The following is a 14,486-nucleotide window of genomic DNA, read 5'->3' on the forward strand; positions in this document are numbered from 1 at the left end:
CGCGTTTCCCTTTCCGGCGGTTCCGACTCTATCAGATCCTTTCGGGCTCTGATTCCCCGTCAGAGGGGGTTGTCTTCCCGGCCGTTGGGCAGTTCCGACGAGTGAGACTTTAGCGGATTCCCGGCTCCCGAGCTAATCGGGGGCCGCGTCCTTTCGAACGTGGATTCCTCATTCCGTAAATACGCATGCCAATGACACGACGACGACAGTACGACTGTGCGTCGAAGAGTGGCTGGTACTTGCGGAATCGCTGTCCGGGGACCGACCGGAGTCGGCGCTCACGTCGGACAACTCGGAGAACACTACGTAGGTGAACGCGGAGTGTCAACTCTGGGCGGTGCGGTCCTCCCGGGCGTAGTGTGGACGGCGTGATGACGCGTACGTGTACCCAGCAGTGGTGGGCCGCCTGACGGCGGCCGTACTCACGTATGCACTCGACGGCCGCCGCCTCGGCGGCCGTTCTCGTATCTCCCTCCAGGGGGGCGGCCGGCGGAAGCGGCGGTCCTGACCAGGAGGTTGAGAGATGACGCGGGTCTTCAGTGGGGTCAAGCCGACCGGGCACCTGACGCTGGGGAACTATCTGGGTGCCATGCGGCAGTGGGCCGCGGAGGACCAGCACCGATCGGACGCGTTGTTCTGCGTCGTCGATCTGCACGCGCTGACGGTCGACCACGATCCCGCACGGGTACGAAGGCTGAGCCGGCAGTCGGCGTCTCTGCTGCTGGCGGCGGGGCTGGACCCGGAGCTGTGCACCGTGTTCGTACAGAGCCATGTGGACGAGCACGCTCGGCTGTCGTACGTGCTGGAGTGTGTGGCGACCGACGGCGAGATGCGGCGGATGATCCAGTACAAGGAGAAGGCCGTGCGGGAGCGGGAACGCGGCGGGAGCGTGCGGCTGTCGCTGCTGACCTATCCCGTGCTGATGGCGGCGGACATCCTGGCGTACGGGACCGACGAGGTTCCGGTGGGGGACGACCAGGCTCAGCACGTGGAGCTGGCGCGGGACCTCGCCGTGCGGTTCAACCAGCGGTACGGGCATACGTTCGTGGTGCCCCGGGCCACGGTCCCGAAGGTGGCCGCGCGGGTCATGAACCTGCAGGACCCGACGTCGAAGATGGGCAAGAGCGACGACGCGGGACCGGGGATCGTCTATCTGCTGGACGAGCCCGACACGGTGCGGAAGAAGGTCATGCGGGCCGTCACCGACAGCGGGCGGGAGGTCGTGTACGACCGGCAGGCGCGGCCCGGACTGGCGAATCTGCTGGAGATCCTGGCCGCGTGCACAGGTGGGAACCCGGCGGAGCTGAGCGGTGTATATGAGTCGTACGGCGCCTTGAAGAAGGACACCGCGGAGGCTGTGGTCGAGGTGCTTCGGCCTCTGCAGAAGAGGCACAAGGAGCTGTGCGCGGATCCCGGCTATCTGGAGGGGGTGCTGCGGGATGGCGCGGAAAGGGCTCGGGCCATGGCCCGGCCGACCGTTGATGCCGCTTACCGTGCGATCGGGCTGCTGGAGCCCGCCTCGGAGACGGTCGTGAACGCGGCCCGGTAGGCGCGAGGGCTGGTGGCGAGGCGCGACGCGAAGTGCTGGCGCATCGTGACCTCGCTGCCGAAGCCCGCCTGGCGCGCGACCTCGGGCATGGGCAGATCAGTGCGCTCCAGGAGCTTCTGTGCCGCGGCGATGCGCTGGTCGAGGAGCCAGCGGAGCGGTGTGGTGCCGGTGGCCGCGGTGAAGTGGCGGGCGAAGGAGCGCGGGGACATGCCGGCCCGGGCGGCCAGGTCGGCGACCGTGAGGGGTTCGTGGAGGTGGCACAGGGCGTGCTCGCGGACGGCGGCGAGGGCGTCGGCGTCACGGTCGGTGCGTGGTGTGGGGTGCTCGATGAACTGTGCCTGTGTGCCGGTGCGGAAGGGGGCGGTGACCATCGAACGGGCGATCGTGGCGGCCGCCTCGGCGCCATGGGAGAGGCGGACCAGGTGGAGGCACAAGTCGATTCCGGCTGCGGTGCCGGCCGCGGTCCAGATGTTGTCGTCCTCGATGAAGAGGGCGTCGGGGACGACCGTGATGTGGGGGTGACGGGTGCGTAGGAGGTCGACCAGGTTCCAGTGGGTGATGGCCCGTCGGCCGTCGAGCAGGCCGGCCTGGGCGAGGGTGAAGGCTCCGCCGCACAGGGCGGCGAGGGTGGTGCCGCGGGCGTGCGTGCGCCGGAGGGCTTCGAGGACGGGGGCGGGTGCCGGGGTGAGGTGGTCGTCGAGGCCGGGGATCACGACGAGGTCCGCGCGGTCCAGCCAGCCGAGGGTGCGGTCGGGGTGGAGTGACAGGCCGCCGCGCATGGGGACGGCGGTGGTGCCGTCGGCGGCGACTCGGCGCAGGTCGAAGGCGGGGGCGCCGCGGTCGGTGCGGTCGGTGCCCCAGACCTCGGTGATGACGGAGACGTCGAAGGCCCGGATACCGGGGAAGGCGACGAGGGCCACGCGGTAGGGGGCTGCGGCTGCCATGGCTGGCAGTAAACCATCGATCGCTGACTTCCGTACCTCTGGGGAGGGGCCTGGCCGGGCGGCACGATCGGGGGCATGGACATCGCGGAGAACGCAGCACTGGTGGTCGTGGACGTGCAGAAGGGCTTCGAGGAGCTCGACTTCTGGGGTTCGCGCAACAACCCGGAGGCGGACGACAACATCGCCGCCCTCATCGACGTATGGCAGTCGACCGGGCGACCGGTCGTGTACGTGCGGCATGACTCCCGTAAGCCGGGGTCGCCGTTGCGGACCGGGTACGAGGGCAACGGTTTCAAGGAGTACGTGGAACAGCGGCGGGGGAAGGGGAGCGGTGCGGAGTTGCTGGTGACGAAGACCGTGAACTCGGCGTTCCTCGGGACGCCGGATCTGGGCGCCTGGCTCCGGGCGGAGGGGGTGTCCCAGATCGTGGTGGCCGGGATCCAGACGAACATGTGCGTGGAGACGACGGCACGGATGGGCGGCAACCTCGGGTACGAGGTGCTGGTCGCGTACGACGCGACGTACACCTTCGACCTGGAGGGGCCCTTCGGCTGGCGGCAGCGTGCGGACGAGCTGGCGCGGGCATCGGCGGTGTCGCTGCACGGCGGCGGGTTCGCCCAGGTGGTGACGACGGCTGACGTGGTGGCCGCCGCGAAGTGACCTGAGCGGCCCGGTGTGAGGCAGCGGGCGGCGGGCCGGCGTGGTGGCGCGGCCCGCCGGGCCGGTCAGTCCTTGTTGCCGGAGGCGAGTTCGCGGCTGCGGTCGCGGGCGGCTTCGAGGGCGGCGATGAGGGCGGCGCGTACGCCGTGGTTCTCCAGTTCGCGGATGGCGTTGATCGTCGTGCCGGCGGGGGAGGTGACGTTCTCGCGGAGCTTGACGGGGTGTTCGCCGCTGTCGCGGAGCATGGTCGCCGCGCCGATCGCGGACTGGACGATCAGGTCGTGGGCCTTGTCGCGGGGCAGGCCGAGGAGGATGCCGGCGTCGGTCATGGCTTCGACCAGGTAGAAGAAGTAGGCCGGGCCGGAGCCGGAGAGGGCGGTGCAGGCGTCCTGCTGGGACTCGGGGACGCGGAGTGTCTTGCCGACGGCGCCGAAGATCTCCTCGGTGTGCGTGAGGTGGTCGGCGGTGGCGTGGGTGCCGGCGGAGATGACGGACATCGCCTCGTCGACGAGGGCGGGGGTGTTCGTCATGACGCGGACGACCGGGGTGCCGGGGGCGAGGCGTTCCTCGAAGAAGGAGATGGGGATGCCCGCCGCGCCGCTGATGACCAGGCGGTCGGCGGGGACGTGGGGGGCGAGTTCGTCGAGAAGGGCGCCCATGTCCTGCGGCTTGACCGTGAGGATCAGGGTGTCGGCGGTCTTGGCGGCCTCGGCGTTGGTGACCGGGGTGACTCCGTAGCGGGTGCGGAGTTCATCGGCTCGTTCCTGGCGGCGGGCGGTGACCAGGAGGTCGGCCGGGGCCCAGCCTGCTCCGATCATTCCGCTGAGCAGGGCTTCGCCGATCTTGCCGGTGCCGAGGACTGCGACTTTCTGGGTCATGGCTGCGGTGCCCCTCCGAGGGTTGCGTCGTCCGGTCTCATCCTCGCATCGGGGGCGCGGGGCGGGGATGCGTGTCCGGTGGGCGGGACGTGGACAGGTCCCGGTGACCGCCGGTCACGGGGTCCGGCGTCGCAGGGTCGCCGCGCCCAGGGCCAGGACCAGGACTGCGCAGCCCGCCACGATCAGCGCGTCCCGTACGAAAACGGCGGTCATGTCGGTGTGGCGGAGGACCTCGTTCATGCCGTCGACGGCGTACGACATGGGGAGCACGTCGGACACGGCCTCCAGGACGGGGTGCATCTTGTCGCGCGGGGTGAACAGGCCGCACAGGAGGAGCTGGGGGAAGATCACTGCCGGCATGAACTGGACCGCCTGGAATTCGGAGGCCGCGAAGGCCGAGACGAAGAGGCCGAGTGCGGTGCCCAGGAGCGCGTCGAGCAGGGCGACCAGGAGGAGCAGCCAGGGGCTGCCGGTCACGTCCAGGCCCAGGGCCCAGAGCGCCAGGCCGGTGGCAAGGGCCGACTGGACGATCGCGAGGGTGCCGAAGGCGAGGGCGTAGCCCGCGATGAGGTCGCCTTTGCCGAGGGGCATGGCGAGGAGGCGTTCGAGGGTGCCGGAGGTGCGTTCGCGCAGGGTGGCGATGGAGGTGACCAGGAACATCGTGATCAGCGGGAAGATGCCCAGGAGGGATGCGCCGATGTTGTCGAAGGTGCGTGGGCTGCCGTCGAAGACGTAGCGCAGCAGGAAGAGCATCACGCAGGGGATGAGGATCATCATCGCGATGGTCCTCGGGTCGTGGCCGAGCTGGCGCAGGACGCGGGCCGCGGTGGCGGTGGTGCGGGAGATGTTCACGGCGCGTGGTGGAGCCTGCCTGAGGGGGGCGGGCGCGCGGTCGGCGGTGGCTGCGGTGGGGGTCATCGTGTGCGCTCCTTCGTGCGGTCCGCCGCGATCGCCTCGTCGACCAGGCGCAGGAAGGCGGCTTCGACGGTCTCCGAGTCCGTGCGGGTGCGGAGGGCGTCGGGGGTGTCGTCGGCGAGGATCCGGCCTTCGCGCATCAGGAGAAGGCGGTGGCAGCGCTCGGCCTCGTCCATGACGTGGGAGGAGACGAGGAGGGTGGCGCCGCGGTCGGCGGCGATGGAGTGGAAGAGGTGCCACAGGTCCCGGCGCAGGACCGGGTCGAGGCCGACGGTGGGCTCGTCGAGGACCAGGAGTTCGGGGCCGCCCAGGAGAGCCACGGCGAGAGAGACGCGGCTGCGCTGGCCGCCCGAGAGGTTGCCGGCCAGGGCGTCGGCGTGGGTGGTGAGGTCGACGTCGCCGATGGCTCGGGTGACGTTCTCGTGGCGGCGTTCGGCGGCCGGCCGGCCGGGGTCGAGTATCGCGGCGAAGTAGTCGAGGTTCTGGCGGACGGTCAGGTCGTCGAAGACGGAGGGGGCCTGGGTGACGTAGCCGATGCGGGTGCGCAGGGTGGGGTGGCCGGCGGGGCGGCCGAGCACGTCGAGGGTGCCGGTGACCTTGGCCTGGGTGCCGACGATCGCGCGCATGAGGGTCGACTTGCCGCAGCCCGAGGGGCCCAGGAGGCCGGTGATCCGGCCGCGCGGGACGGTGAAGTCGAGGGCGTGCAGGACGGTGCGGGGGCCGCGTACGACGGTGAGGTCCTCGGCGCGGACGGCCGGGGCGGGCGGTGGCGCGGCCGGGGCGGGCGCCTCGGGGGCGCCCGGCTCGTCGGGCGGGCGGGAGGAGTAATTCATCATGCGATGAATTACTCCTCCCGTGGATGGGGCGCGTCAAGCGGTCCGGGGTGCGGTCGCGAACAGGAGGACGACGTCGTAGGTCTCCTCGACGATGCCGTCCGGGAAGACGGTCAGCAGGTGTTCTCGCTCCTGGGCGAGGAAGGCCGCGCTGTGCTCCTCGCCGTGGACCAGGAAGACGGAGTGGCTGCCGATGTTGGCCAGGTGCGTGTCGAGGGGGACCCGCCGGCTCCAGCGGATCTCGCGGCGGACGAGGCCGAGGCGGCCGGAGGGGTCGGCCACGTGCGCCCCGACGTCCCGCTGCTCGGCGGAGACGTTCAGCCCGAAGTGGCGCCCCGCGCGTTCGGCCGCCTCGGCGATCCACGGCACGTCGAGGGCGCTGGTGTTCCACCACAGCGCGAGCGCACCGCCGGGACGCAGCACGCGCAGGGCCTCCGGGACGGCGCGGGCGGGGTCGGTCCAGTGCCAGGCCTGGGCGTAGGTGAGGAAGTCGACGGAGGCGGTGGCGAGGGGCAGGCAGTCGCCGTTGCCGCGGACGATCGGCACGTCGGGGAGCGTCCGGCGGAACTGGGCCGCCATGCCGTCGCCGGGTTCGACGGCGATCACGTCCGCGCCGCGCGCGTGCAGCAGGGCGGTCGCGATGCCGGTTCCGGCGCCGACGTCGGCGACGCGGGAGCCGGTGAGGGGACGGCCGGCCAGGTCCTCTATCGCGTCGAACAGGGCGGGCGGGTAGGAGGGACGGTTCGCGGCGTACTGCGCCGCGACGGTGTTGAAGGAGTGGGCCCGGTCCCGTGCGGTTCGGGCCGCTTCGGGAGCGGAGGCGCCGGGGGTGCCGCTGGGCGGTGTGGCTGCCGGAATCGTCATACGGCCATGGTGGCCGCCCGGCTAGGAACGGCGGCGCTTCTTCGACGGGTTGCCCGAGCGGCGGGTGGTGCGCTTCTCGTACTGCTCCCGGGCGGTTTCGTACTCGGCGCGGTGGAGCTTCTCGCCGGGCGCTTCGGTGAGCGAGCGGAGGAAGTAGGCGAGGAGGGAGCCGACGAAGCCGATGGCCAGCAGACCGCGCAGGGACGCCTGGCGGTCGGGGTCGGGGCGGGTGGTGAAGGCGGACCAGGTGTGCCGGAAGGCCAGCGCGCTGCACACCGCGAACATCACGACCATCAGGAGCGAGACGAAGCCGCCGACGTCGGCGATCCGCAGCCCCTCGTAGGCGAAGCGGAGGACGAGGCAGGAGACGGCCGCCGCGGCGAGGGAGCCCGCGGCCAGGGCGATGCGGCGAGCGCTGTAGCCGTTGCCGTGGTCCACCCAGGTCGTGCCGTAGAACCGGATGGGTTCCGGGCGGGGGCCCGCGGGGGTGTCCGGGGTGCCATTCGTGCCGTTCTCTGCGCTCACGGGACGATTATGGCGCCGGAGGGGCCGCGGGCCCCGGGCGGGCTCAGGAGCAGCGCGGGCGGAAGTAGCCGTCGCTGCCGGTCAGCACGTAGGTGTCGGAGACGTACTGGCCGCTGCCGATGTTGTCCCAGATGTTCGACGTGCCGTACGGGCCCGTGACCCACGAACCCGGCGTCTGGCAGTAGATCGCCACCCTGGCGCCCTCGGGCAGGACGCGTACGACGGCGTAGCCGGTGCCGGGGCCGCTGCGGACGTTCAGCCGGACGCCGGGTGCGACCGGGTAGGTGGCCGTGGCCGCCGCCGTGGCGACGGCGTCCGGCTCGTCGCCGCTCTCGACTTCCGCTACATGCTCGATGGACATGGAGACCTCCCCCGTTCGGCCCCACGACTGCCGTGGGGCCACGTTGATTCCCCCGGAACAAGCCACGAAACACCAGTTCGCGACTCGCACGTGGAGGCTAGCAAGCCTCCTCGGTCCCACAAGGCTCATCGACTAGGCTCCGTGCGTCGCGCACGCGGACGAAAAGCACGGGGGTGGTCCCATGGCGACGCAGCGGAACGTCGGGCCGGGCACGGAAGCGGAATTTCCGGAATACGCCGGTCACTACCGCCTGGAATCCTGTCTGGGGTCGGGCGGCATGGGTGTCGTGCACCTGGCCCGGAGCACCTCCGGGCTGAAGCTCGCGGTGAAGGTCGTCCATGCCGAGTTCGCCAAGGACCCCGAGTTCAGGGGCCGGTTCCGGCAGGAGGTCGCCGCGGCGCGGAGGGTGAGCGGTGCCTTCACCGCGCCGGTCGTGGACGCCGATCCGGATGCCGCGCGGCCCTGGATGGCCACCTTGTTCATCCCTGGCCCGACTCTCTCGGAACAGGTGAAGCGGAACGGGCCGTTGGGCCCCTCGCAGGTGCGCCGTCTGATGGCCGGGCTCGCGGAGGCGCTGCGTGACATCCACCGGGTGGGGGTCGTGCACCGGGACCTGAAGCCGAGCAACGTGCTGCTCGCCGAGGACGGCCCGAAGGTCATCGACTTCGGCATCTCCCGGCCGAAGGACAGCGAACTGCGGACCGAGACCGGGAAGTTGATCGGCACGCCGCCGTTCATGGCGCCCGAGCAGTTCCGGCGCCCCCGGGAGGTCGGTCCCGCGGCCGACATCTTCGCGCTCGGCTCCGTGCTGGTGCACGCGGCCACCGGACGCGGGCCCTTCGACTCCGACAGCCCGTACGTCGTCGCCTACCAGGTCGTGCACGACGAGCCCGACCTGACCGGCGTGCCGGACGAACTGGCGGCGCTGGTGCTGCGGTGTCTCGCGAAGGAGCCCGAGGAGCGGCCCACGCCGGACGAGCTGATGCGGGAGCTGCGCTCCGAGGCGGCCTCGTACGACACCCAGGCGTTCATACCGGCGCAGCGGACGGAGCCGGACAGCGGGGCGGGGGCCGAGCCGGACCCGGTCCCGGCGCCGGAGTCCCAGCCCGGACCCGGGGGTGAGGCGGAGGCCCCCGTCGACGTGCCCGCGCGTCGCCGGGGGCGCCGGCCGGGCAGGCGGGCGGTGCTCGGGGCCGCGGCGCTCGTGGCCGCCGCCGTTGCCGTGCTGGTCCCGCTCCGGTCGGCCGACGGCGGCGCGGCACCGGAGAGCAGCGACACGCCCCGGGCCGTGGCCGCCGGGTTCGACGCCTGGGAGGCCGAGCCGGCCGGCGGGGAGGGCGTGCCCCAGTGCACGTACGGGGCGAAGACCCTGGTCTGTGCGCGGACCGGGCTGATCTTCGCCCTCGACCCGTCCGACGGCCGCTCGCTGTGGCGGCACCCCGTCGCCTCGGTCCTGCGCGGTACGCCGCCGGCGGTGTCGGCCGGGCTGGTGCAGCCGGCGCTCGACCACGGTCCGGGTCTGGAGGCGCTCGACCCGGCCTCGGGCGCCACCCGCTGGCAGAAGGACGACCTCGCGTACAGCGGGACGACCGCGACCGGGACCACGCTCCTGCTGACCCGGGCCGACGGGACGGTGTCCGGCGTGGACGCCGCCACGGGCGACATCAGGTGGAACCGGTCGTTCCCGGGCCTGCCGGTGCCGTACTTCCAACACTGGTTCGGTGGCGGGCCGGCGTACGCGGTGAGCGTGGCCGCCGACGGCGGGAGCACCCGGGTCACCGCGGTGGACCCGGCCACCGGCGAGGTGCGGTGGGACAAGGAGCTGACCGGGACGCTGGACCTCCTCGGCGCGGCCGGCGGGTCTGTCTACCTCGCCGAGGGCGACTCGGTCCACGGGCGGGCCAAGGGCGTGGTCCGCTACACCCCGGACACCGGCGCCACGCGCCGGGTGGCGCTGCCCGTGCCGGTGGACGAGGCGCAGGGCGGCGTGCACCGGGGCGAGGTGTACCTGATGGGCGGCGGCGGTTCCCTGGTGGCCGTGGACATGACGGCGGGAAGACAGCGGTGGCGGCTGGAGACCGGCATCGCCCGTGGCTCCGCCCCCGTCGCCGACAGCCGGCACGTCTACGTCACCGGCCCCGACGGGCGGCTCCTCGGCGTGGACGCCCGCAGGGGGCGGCTGCTGGGGCAGACCCCGCCCCGGCTCGGCGCCGACGCGGACCGGGTGCCGGCAGCTCTCCCCGAGCCCGTGCTCGCGGACGGCCGCGTCTACGCCGCCGCCCCCGACGGCACGGTCTTCGCCGTGGACGGGCGGGATCCGTCCGCCTGGTAGGGCACGCACGCGTGAGGGCCGCTCCCCGCGGTGGGGAAGCGGCCCTCACGGACGGGGCCTCAGCCCAGCTTGGTCACGTCCCGCACCGCGCCCTTGTCGGCGCTGGTCGCCATCGCGGCGTAGGCCCGCAGGGCGGCCGAGACCTTGCGGTCGCGGTTCTTCGGGGCGTACCGGCCGCCCAGCGCCTGCTCGCGGCGGGACAGCTCCGCGTCGTCCACCAGGAGCTCGATGGAGCGGTTCGGGATGTCGATGCGGATGCGGTCGCCGTCCTCGACGAGGGCGATCGTGCCGCCCGAGGCAGCCTCGGGGCTGGCGTGGCCGATGGACAGGCCGGAGGTGCCGCCGGAGAAGCGCCCGTCGGTGACCAGGGCGCACGCCTTGCCCAGGCCGCGGCTCTTCAGGTACGAGGTCGGGTAGAGCATCTCCTGCATGCCGGGGCCGCCCTTGGGGCCCTCGTAGCGGATGACGACGACGTCGCCCTCCTTGACCTGCTGGGTGAGGATCTTCGTGACGGCCTCCTCCTGCGACTCGCAGACGACCGCCGGACCCTCGAAGGTCCAGATCGACTCGTCGACGCCGGCGGTCTTGACGACGCAGCCGTCGACCGCCAGGTTGCCGCGCAGGACCGCCAGGCCGCCGTCCTTGGAGTACGCGTGCTCCACGGAGCGGATGCAGCCGCCCTCGGCGTCCTCGTCCAGGGAGTCCCAGCGCTCGGACTGGGAGAAGGCCTCGGCGGAACGCCTGCAGCCCGGGGCCGCGTGCCACAGCTCCACGGCCTCCGCCGACGGGGAGCCGGCGCGGATGTCCCAGGTCTTCAGCCAGTCGTCCAGGGACGGGCTGTGGACGGCGTGGACGTCCTCGTTCAGCAGGCCGGCGCGGTGCAGTTCGCCGAGCAGGGCGGGGATGCCGCCGGCGCGGTGCACGTCCTCCATGTAGTACGTGCGGTCCTTGGCGACGTTCGGCGCGACCTTCGCCAGGCAGGGGATGCGGCGCGAGAGGGCGTCCATCTCGGTGAGGCCGAAGGGGACCTCCGCCTCCTGGGCGGCGGCCAGCAGGTGGAGGATCGTGTTGGTCGAGCCGCCCATGGCGATGTCCAGGGCCATGGCGTTCTCGAAGGCCTGGAAGGTGGCGATGCTGCGGGGCAGGACCGAGTCGTCGTCCTGCTCGTAGTAGCGGCGGGTCAGGTCCATCACCGTGCGGGCGGCGTTCTCGTAGAGCGCCTTGCGGGCCGTGTGGGTGGCCAGGACCGAGCCGTTGCCGGGGAGGGAGAGGCCGATGGCCTCGGTGAGGCAGTTCATCGAGTTGGCCGTGAACATGCCGGAACAGGAGCCGCAGGTCGGACAGGCGTTCTCCTCGATGCGCAGCACGTCGGCGTCGGAGACCTTGTCGTTGGCCGCCTCGACCATGGCGTCGACCAGGTCCAGGGTGCGGACGGTGCCGTCGACCAGGGTGGCGCGGCCGGACTCCATCGGGCCGCCGGAGACGAAGACCGTGGGGATGTTCAGCCGCAGGGCCGCGTTGAGCATGCCCGGGGTGATCTTGTCGCAGTTGGAGATGCAGATCAGGGCGTCGGCGCGGTGGGCCTCCACCATGTACTCCACGCTGTCCGCGATCAGGTCGCGGGAGGGGAGGCTGTACAGCATGCCGCCGTGGCCCATGGCGATGCCGTCGTCGACGGCGATCGTGTTGAACTCGCGCGGGATGCCGCCGGCCTCCTTGACGGCCTCGCTGACGATCCGGCCGACCGGCGCCAGGTGGGTGTGGCCGGGCACGAACTCCGTGAAGCTGTTGGCGACCGCGATGATCGGCTTCCGTCCGATGTCCGCACCCGGTACACCGGAGGCACGCATAAGGGCGCGGGCGCCCGCCATGTTGCGGCCGTGGGTGACAGTGCGGGACCTCAGCTCGGGCATCGTCGCTCGCTCCTTCGGGGAGTTCCGCCAGCCGTACAGAGGAGGCTGACAGGCTTCTGACTGTCATCGAGCGTACGCCGGTCATCCAGGCTTCGGGACACGGTGTCCGGAATGCGGGATGCGTGTCTCGGGTCCTTGGGCCTCAGGGGCCGGTGAGATGGCCCTGGACGACCGGTGCCACGCGCGCGATGATCGCCTCGACGTCCACCGAGGCCAGCGGCTCCACCTTGATCACGTACCGCAGCATCGCGCACCCCACCAGCTGCGCCGCCGCCAGTTCGGCGCGCAGCTCGGCGTCCGGCAGGTCCAGCCGGGCGGAGATGCGGCGCAGCAGCTGGGAGGCGATCAGGCGGCGGAAGACGGCGGCGGCGGTCTCGTTGTTCACGGCGGAGCGGACGATGGCGAGCAGCGGCGCACGGGTGGTGGGGTTCTCCCAGACGCCGAGGACGAAGCGGGTCAGCCGCTCCCCGACCCCGTCGAGGGGACCCTCCTCGATCGCTGCCGGCGCGTTCAGGGCCGGCGCGAAGGCGACCTCGATCGCCGCCTCGAAGACCTGCTCCTTGGTGCCGAAGTAGTGGTGCACGAGCGCCGAGTCCACGCCCGCCGCCTTGGCGATGCCGCGGACGGAGGTCTTCTCGTAACCGCGCTCGGAGAACTCCTCGCGGGCGGCCGAGAGGATGCGGTCCCGGGTGCCGGCGGACTCCGTACGCGGGGGGCGGCCACGACGGCGGCCGGGTGTCCCCCCGGTGACGTCGCTCACCGCCGGGGCACCTTCGCCGCCGAGGCCAGGTGCAGGCGGGTGAAGGCCAGTGCCTCGGCGAGGTCGGCCTCCCGCTCGGCGCTCGACATGGCGCGTCGGGTGTTGACCTCGATGACGACGTGGCCGTCGAAGCCGGTCAGTGCCAGCCGTTCCAGCACCTCGGCGCAGGGCTGGGAGCCGCGGCCGGGGACGAGGTGCTCGTCCTTGGCCGACCCCTTGCCGTCGGCGAGGTGGACGTGGCCGAGGCGGTCGCCCATGCGGTCGACCATGGCGAGGGCGTCGGCGCGGGCCGTGGCGGCATGGCTGAGGTCGATCGTGAAGTGGCGGTAGTCGTCCTTCGTGACGTCCCAGTCGGGGGCGTAGGCGAGCATCTCGCGGTCCCGGTAGCGCCAGGGGTACATGTTCTCGACGGCGAACCGCACGTCCGTCTCGTTCGCCATCCGCCAGACACCGCTGACGAAGTCCCGGGCGTACTGGCGCTGCCACCGGAACGGCGGGTGGACGACGACGGTGCTCGCGCCGAGCTTCTCGGCGGCGGCGCGGGCGCGCTGCAGCTTGACCCAGGGGTCGGTGGACCAGACTCTCTGGGTGATCAGCAGGCAGGGGGCGTGTACGGCCAGGATCGGCATGCCGTGGTAGTCGCTGAGCCGGCGCAGGGCCTCGATGTCCTGGCTGACCGGATCGGTCCACACCATGACCTCGACCCCGTCATAGCCGAGGCGCGCGGCGATCTCGAAGGCCGTCGCCGTCGACTCCGGGTAGACCGAAGCCGTCGACAGGGCGACCTTCGCATCCGGGATGCGGACCACGTCCCTTGGTTCTGCCACGAAGCTCAGGTTACGGGGTGCGGTCGGGGTGCTGCGGGGCGCCCGTTCGCCGTTGTGGTGTTTGCCATAGGCGGGTGCGGCCCGGTTCGCGGCCGCCCGCGCCCACGCGGCGGAGCCGTACCTGGATACGGACCCGCGGCTCGTCGGGGGCCGCTATCCCTGGCCCATGTGGTCCAGGCGACGCAGGATCACGCCCTCCCTGAGGGCCCACGGGCAGATCTCCAGGCTCTCCACGCCGAAGAGGTCCATCGCGCCCTCGGCGACCAGCGCGCCGGCCAGGAGCTGGCCCGCGCGGCCCTCGGAGACGCCCGGGAGCTCGGCGCGCTCGCTGGCCGTCATGGCGGCCAGGCGGGGCACCCAGGACTCCAGGGACGCCCGCTTCAGCTCGCGCTGGACGTACAGGCCCTCCGCGCTGCGGGCGGCGCCGGCGATGCGGGCCAGTTGCCTGAAGGTCTTCGACGTGGCGACCACGTGGTCGGGGGCACCGAAGCGGCTGAACTCGCCGACCGTGCGGGCGATCTCGGCCCGCACGTGGCGGCGCAGCGCCCTGACGTCGTCGGGGTCGGGCGGGTCGCCGGGCAGCCGGGCGGCGGTCAGCCGGCCCGCGCCGAGCGGGAGGGACACGGCGGCATCGGGCTCCTCGTCGATGCCGTAGGCGATCTCCAGGGAGCCGCCGCCGATGTCGAGGACCAACAGCTTGCCCGCGGACCACCCGAACCAGCGGCGGGCGGCGAGGAAGGTGAGCCGTGCCTCCTCGGCGCCGGTCAGGACCGTCAGCTCGACGCCGGTCTCGGCCCGCACGCGCGCGAGGACGTCGTCGGCGTTGCCGGCCTCGCGCACGGCCGAGGTGGCGAACGGCAGGAGGTCCTCCACGCCCTTGTCCTCGGCGGCCTGGAGCGCCTCCTGGACGACCGCGATCAGCCGGTCGACCCCGTCGGGGCCGATGGCACCCTCCTCGTCGAGGAGCTGGGCGAGGCGCAGTTCCGCCTTGTGCGAGTGCGCGGGCAGCGGGCGCGCGCCCGGGTGCGCATCCACCACCAGCAGATGCACCGTGTTCGAACCCACGTCGAGGACACCGAGTCTCATGTACGGAACGCTACTGCCAGTGGCGCCGCGTGCGGCCCC

The 14,486-nt window shown here is 72.2% G+C and carries 14 protein-coding genes; 3 read left to right on the forward strand and 11 right to left on the reverse strand.

Annotated elements, in window-relative coordinates; translation table 11 throughout:
* The first annotated feature begins 523 nt into the window (after positions 1 to 523).
* Positions 524 to 1,549: a tryptophan--tRNA ligase gene (gene trpS / locus IE260_RS22355; protein ID WP_189874625.1), complete on the forward strand. Its 1,026-nt coding sequence runs from the start codon at positions 524 to 526 to the stop codon at positions 1,547 to 1,549.
* On the opposite strand, the gene IE260_RS22360 is transcribed toward trpS, so the two are convergent.
* Positions 1,489 to 2,493 carry a GlxA family transcriptional regulator gene (locus tag IE260_RS22360; protein ID WP_189874627.1) on the reverse strand — a complete coding sequence of 335 codons (1,005 nt, stop codon included), beginning with the start codon at positions 2,491 to 2,493 and terminating at the stop codon, positions 1,489 to 1,491. The two genes, trpS and IE260_RS22360, sit on opposite strands and share 61 nt — an antisense overlap.
* A 75-nt stretch (positions 2,494 to 2,568) precedes the next feature.
* On the opposite strand from IE260_RS22360, the gene IE260_RS22365 reads away from it, so the two are divergent.
* Complete coding sequence (locus tag IE260_RS22365; RefSeq protein WP_189874629.1) at positions 2,569 to 3,153, forward strand: cysteine hydrolase family protein; 585 nt, start codon at positions 2,569 to 2,571, stop codon at positions 3,151 to 3,153.
* Between the two features lie 65 nt (positions 3,154 to 3,218).
* Here IE260_RS22365 and proC read toward each other — a convergent pair whose 3' ends face one another.
* The 6 genes from proC to IE260_RS22395 all read right to left on the reverse strand — a co-directional run bounded on the left by proC (position 3,219) and on the right by IE260_RS22395 (position 7,529).
* Complete coding sequence (gene proC / locus IE260_RS22370) at positions 3,219 to 4,031, reverse strand: pyrroline-5-carboxylate reductase (RefSeq protein WP_189874632.1); 813 nt, start codon at positions 4,029 to 4,031, stop codon at positions 3,219 to 3,221.
* A 114-nt stretch (positions 4,032 to 4,145) separates the two neighbouring features.
* Complete coding sequence (locus tag IE260_RS22375) at positions 4,146 to 4,949, reverse strand: ABC transporter permease (protein WP_229881075.1); 804 nt, start codon at positions 4,947 to 4,949, stop codon at positions 4,146 to 4,148.
* The gene (locus tag IE260_RS22380; RefSeq protein ID WP_189874634.1) at positions 4,946 to 5,782 is read right to left on the reverse strand and encodes an ABC transporter ATP-binding protein; all 837 of its coding nucleotides are present in this window, start codon (positions 5,780 to 5,782) and stop codon (positions 4,946 to 4,948) included. The genes IE260_RS22375 and IE260_RS22380 overlap by 4 nt, the downstream gene beginning before the upstream one ends.
* Before the next feature lie 33 nt (positions 5,783 to 5,815).
* A complete protein-coding gene (locus tag IE260_RS22385) occupies positions 5,816 to 6,643 on the reverse strand; it encodes a class I SAM-dependent methyltransferase (RefSeq protein ID WP_189874636.1) in 828 nt (275 codons plus the stop codon).
* Positions 6,644 to 6,664: 21 nt separating this feature from the next.
* Positions 6,665 to 7,168, reverse strand: a complete 504-nt coding sequence (locus IE260_RS22390; RefSeq protein WP_189874638.1) for an EamA/RhaT family transporter — start codon at positions 7,166 to 7,168, stop codon at positions 6,665 to 6,667.
* Between the two features lie 43 nt (positions 7,169 to 7,211).
* The gene (locus tag IE260_RS22395) at positions 7,212 to 7,529 is read right to left on the reverse strand and encodes an SH3 domain-containing protein (protein ID WP_189874640.1); all 318 of its coding nucleotides are present in this window, start codon (positions 7,527 to 7,529) and stop codon (positions 7,212 to 7,214) included.
* A gap of 181 nt (positions 7,530 to 7,710) precedes the next feature.
* On the opposite strand from IE260_RS22395, the gene IE260_RS22400 reads away from it, so the two are divergent.
* Positions 7,711 to 9,861, forward strand: coding sequence for a serine/threonine-protein kinase (locus IE260_RS22400; RefSeq protein WP_189874642.1), 2,151 nt, complete (start codon positions 7,711 to 7,713; stop codon positions 9,859 to 9,861).
* Positions 9,862 to 9,920: 59 nt separating this feature from the next.
* On the opposite strand, the gene ilvD is transcribed toward IE260_RS22400, so the two are convergent.
* From ilvD to IE260_RS22420, 4 genes are all read right to left on the reverse strand, one after another.
* The gene (ilvD, locus tag IE260_RS22405; RefSeq protein WP_189874644.1) at positions 9,921 to 11,774 is read right to left on the reverse strand and encodes a dihydroxy-acid dehydratase; all 1,854 of its coding nucleotides are present in this window, start codon (positions 11,772 to 11,774) and stop codon (positions 9,921 to 9,923) included.
* Positions 11,775 to 11,916: 142 nt separating this feature from the next.
* A complete protein-coding gene (locus IE260_RS22410; RefSeq protein WP_189874646.1) occupies positions 11,917 to 12,534 on the reverse strand; it encodes a TetR/AcrR family transcriptional regulator in 618 nt (205 codons plus the stop codon).
* Positions 12,531 to 13,361 (reverse strand): sugar phosphate isomerase/epimerase family protein, encoded by an 831-nt coding sequence (locus IE260_RS22415; protein ID WP_189874648.1) that lies wholly within the window; start codon positions 13,359 to 13,361, stop codon positions 12,531 to 12,533. Before IE260_RS22415 ends, IE260_RS22410 begins: the two co-directional genes overlap by 4 nt.
* A 153-nt stretch (positions 13,362 to 13,514) precedes the next feature.
* Positions 13,515 to 14,447 carry a Ppx/GppA family phosphatase gene (locus IE260_RS22420; RefSeq protein WP_189874650.1) on the reverse strand — a complete coding sequence of 311 codons (933 nt, stop codon included), beginning with the start codon at positions 14,445 to 14,447 and terminating at the stop codon, positions 13,515 to 13,517.
* Positions 14,448 to 14,486: the final 39 nt, after the last annotated feature.

It is taken from the genome of Streptomyces viridiviolaceus (genome assembly GCF_014650995.1).
In the GTDB taxonomy this organism is placed as follows: domain Bacteria; phylum Actinomycetota; class Actinomycetes; order Streptomycetales; family Streptomycetaceae; genus Streptomyces; species Streptomyces viridiviolaceus.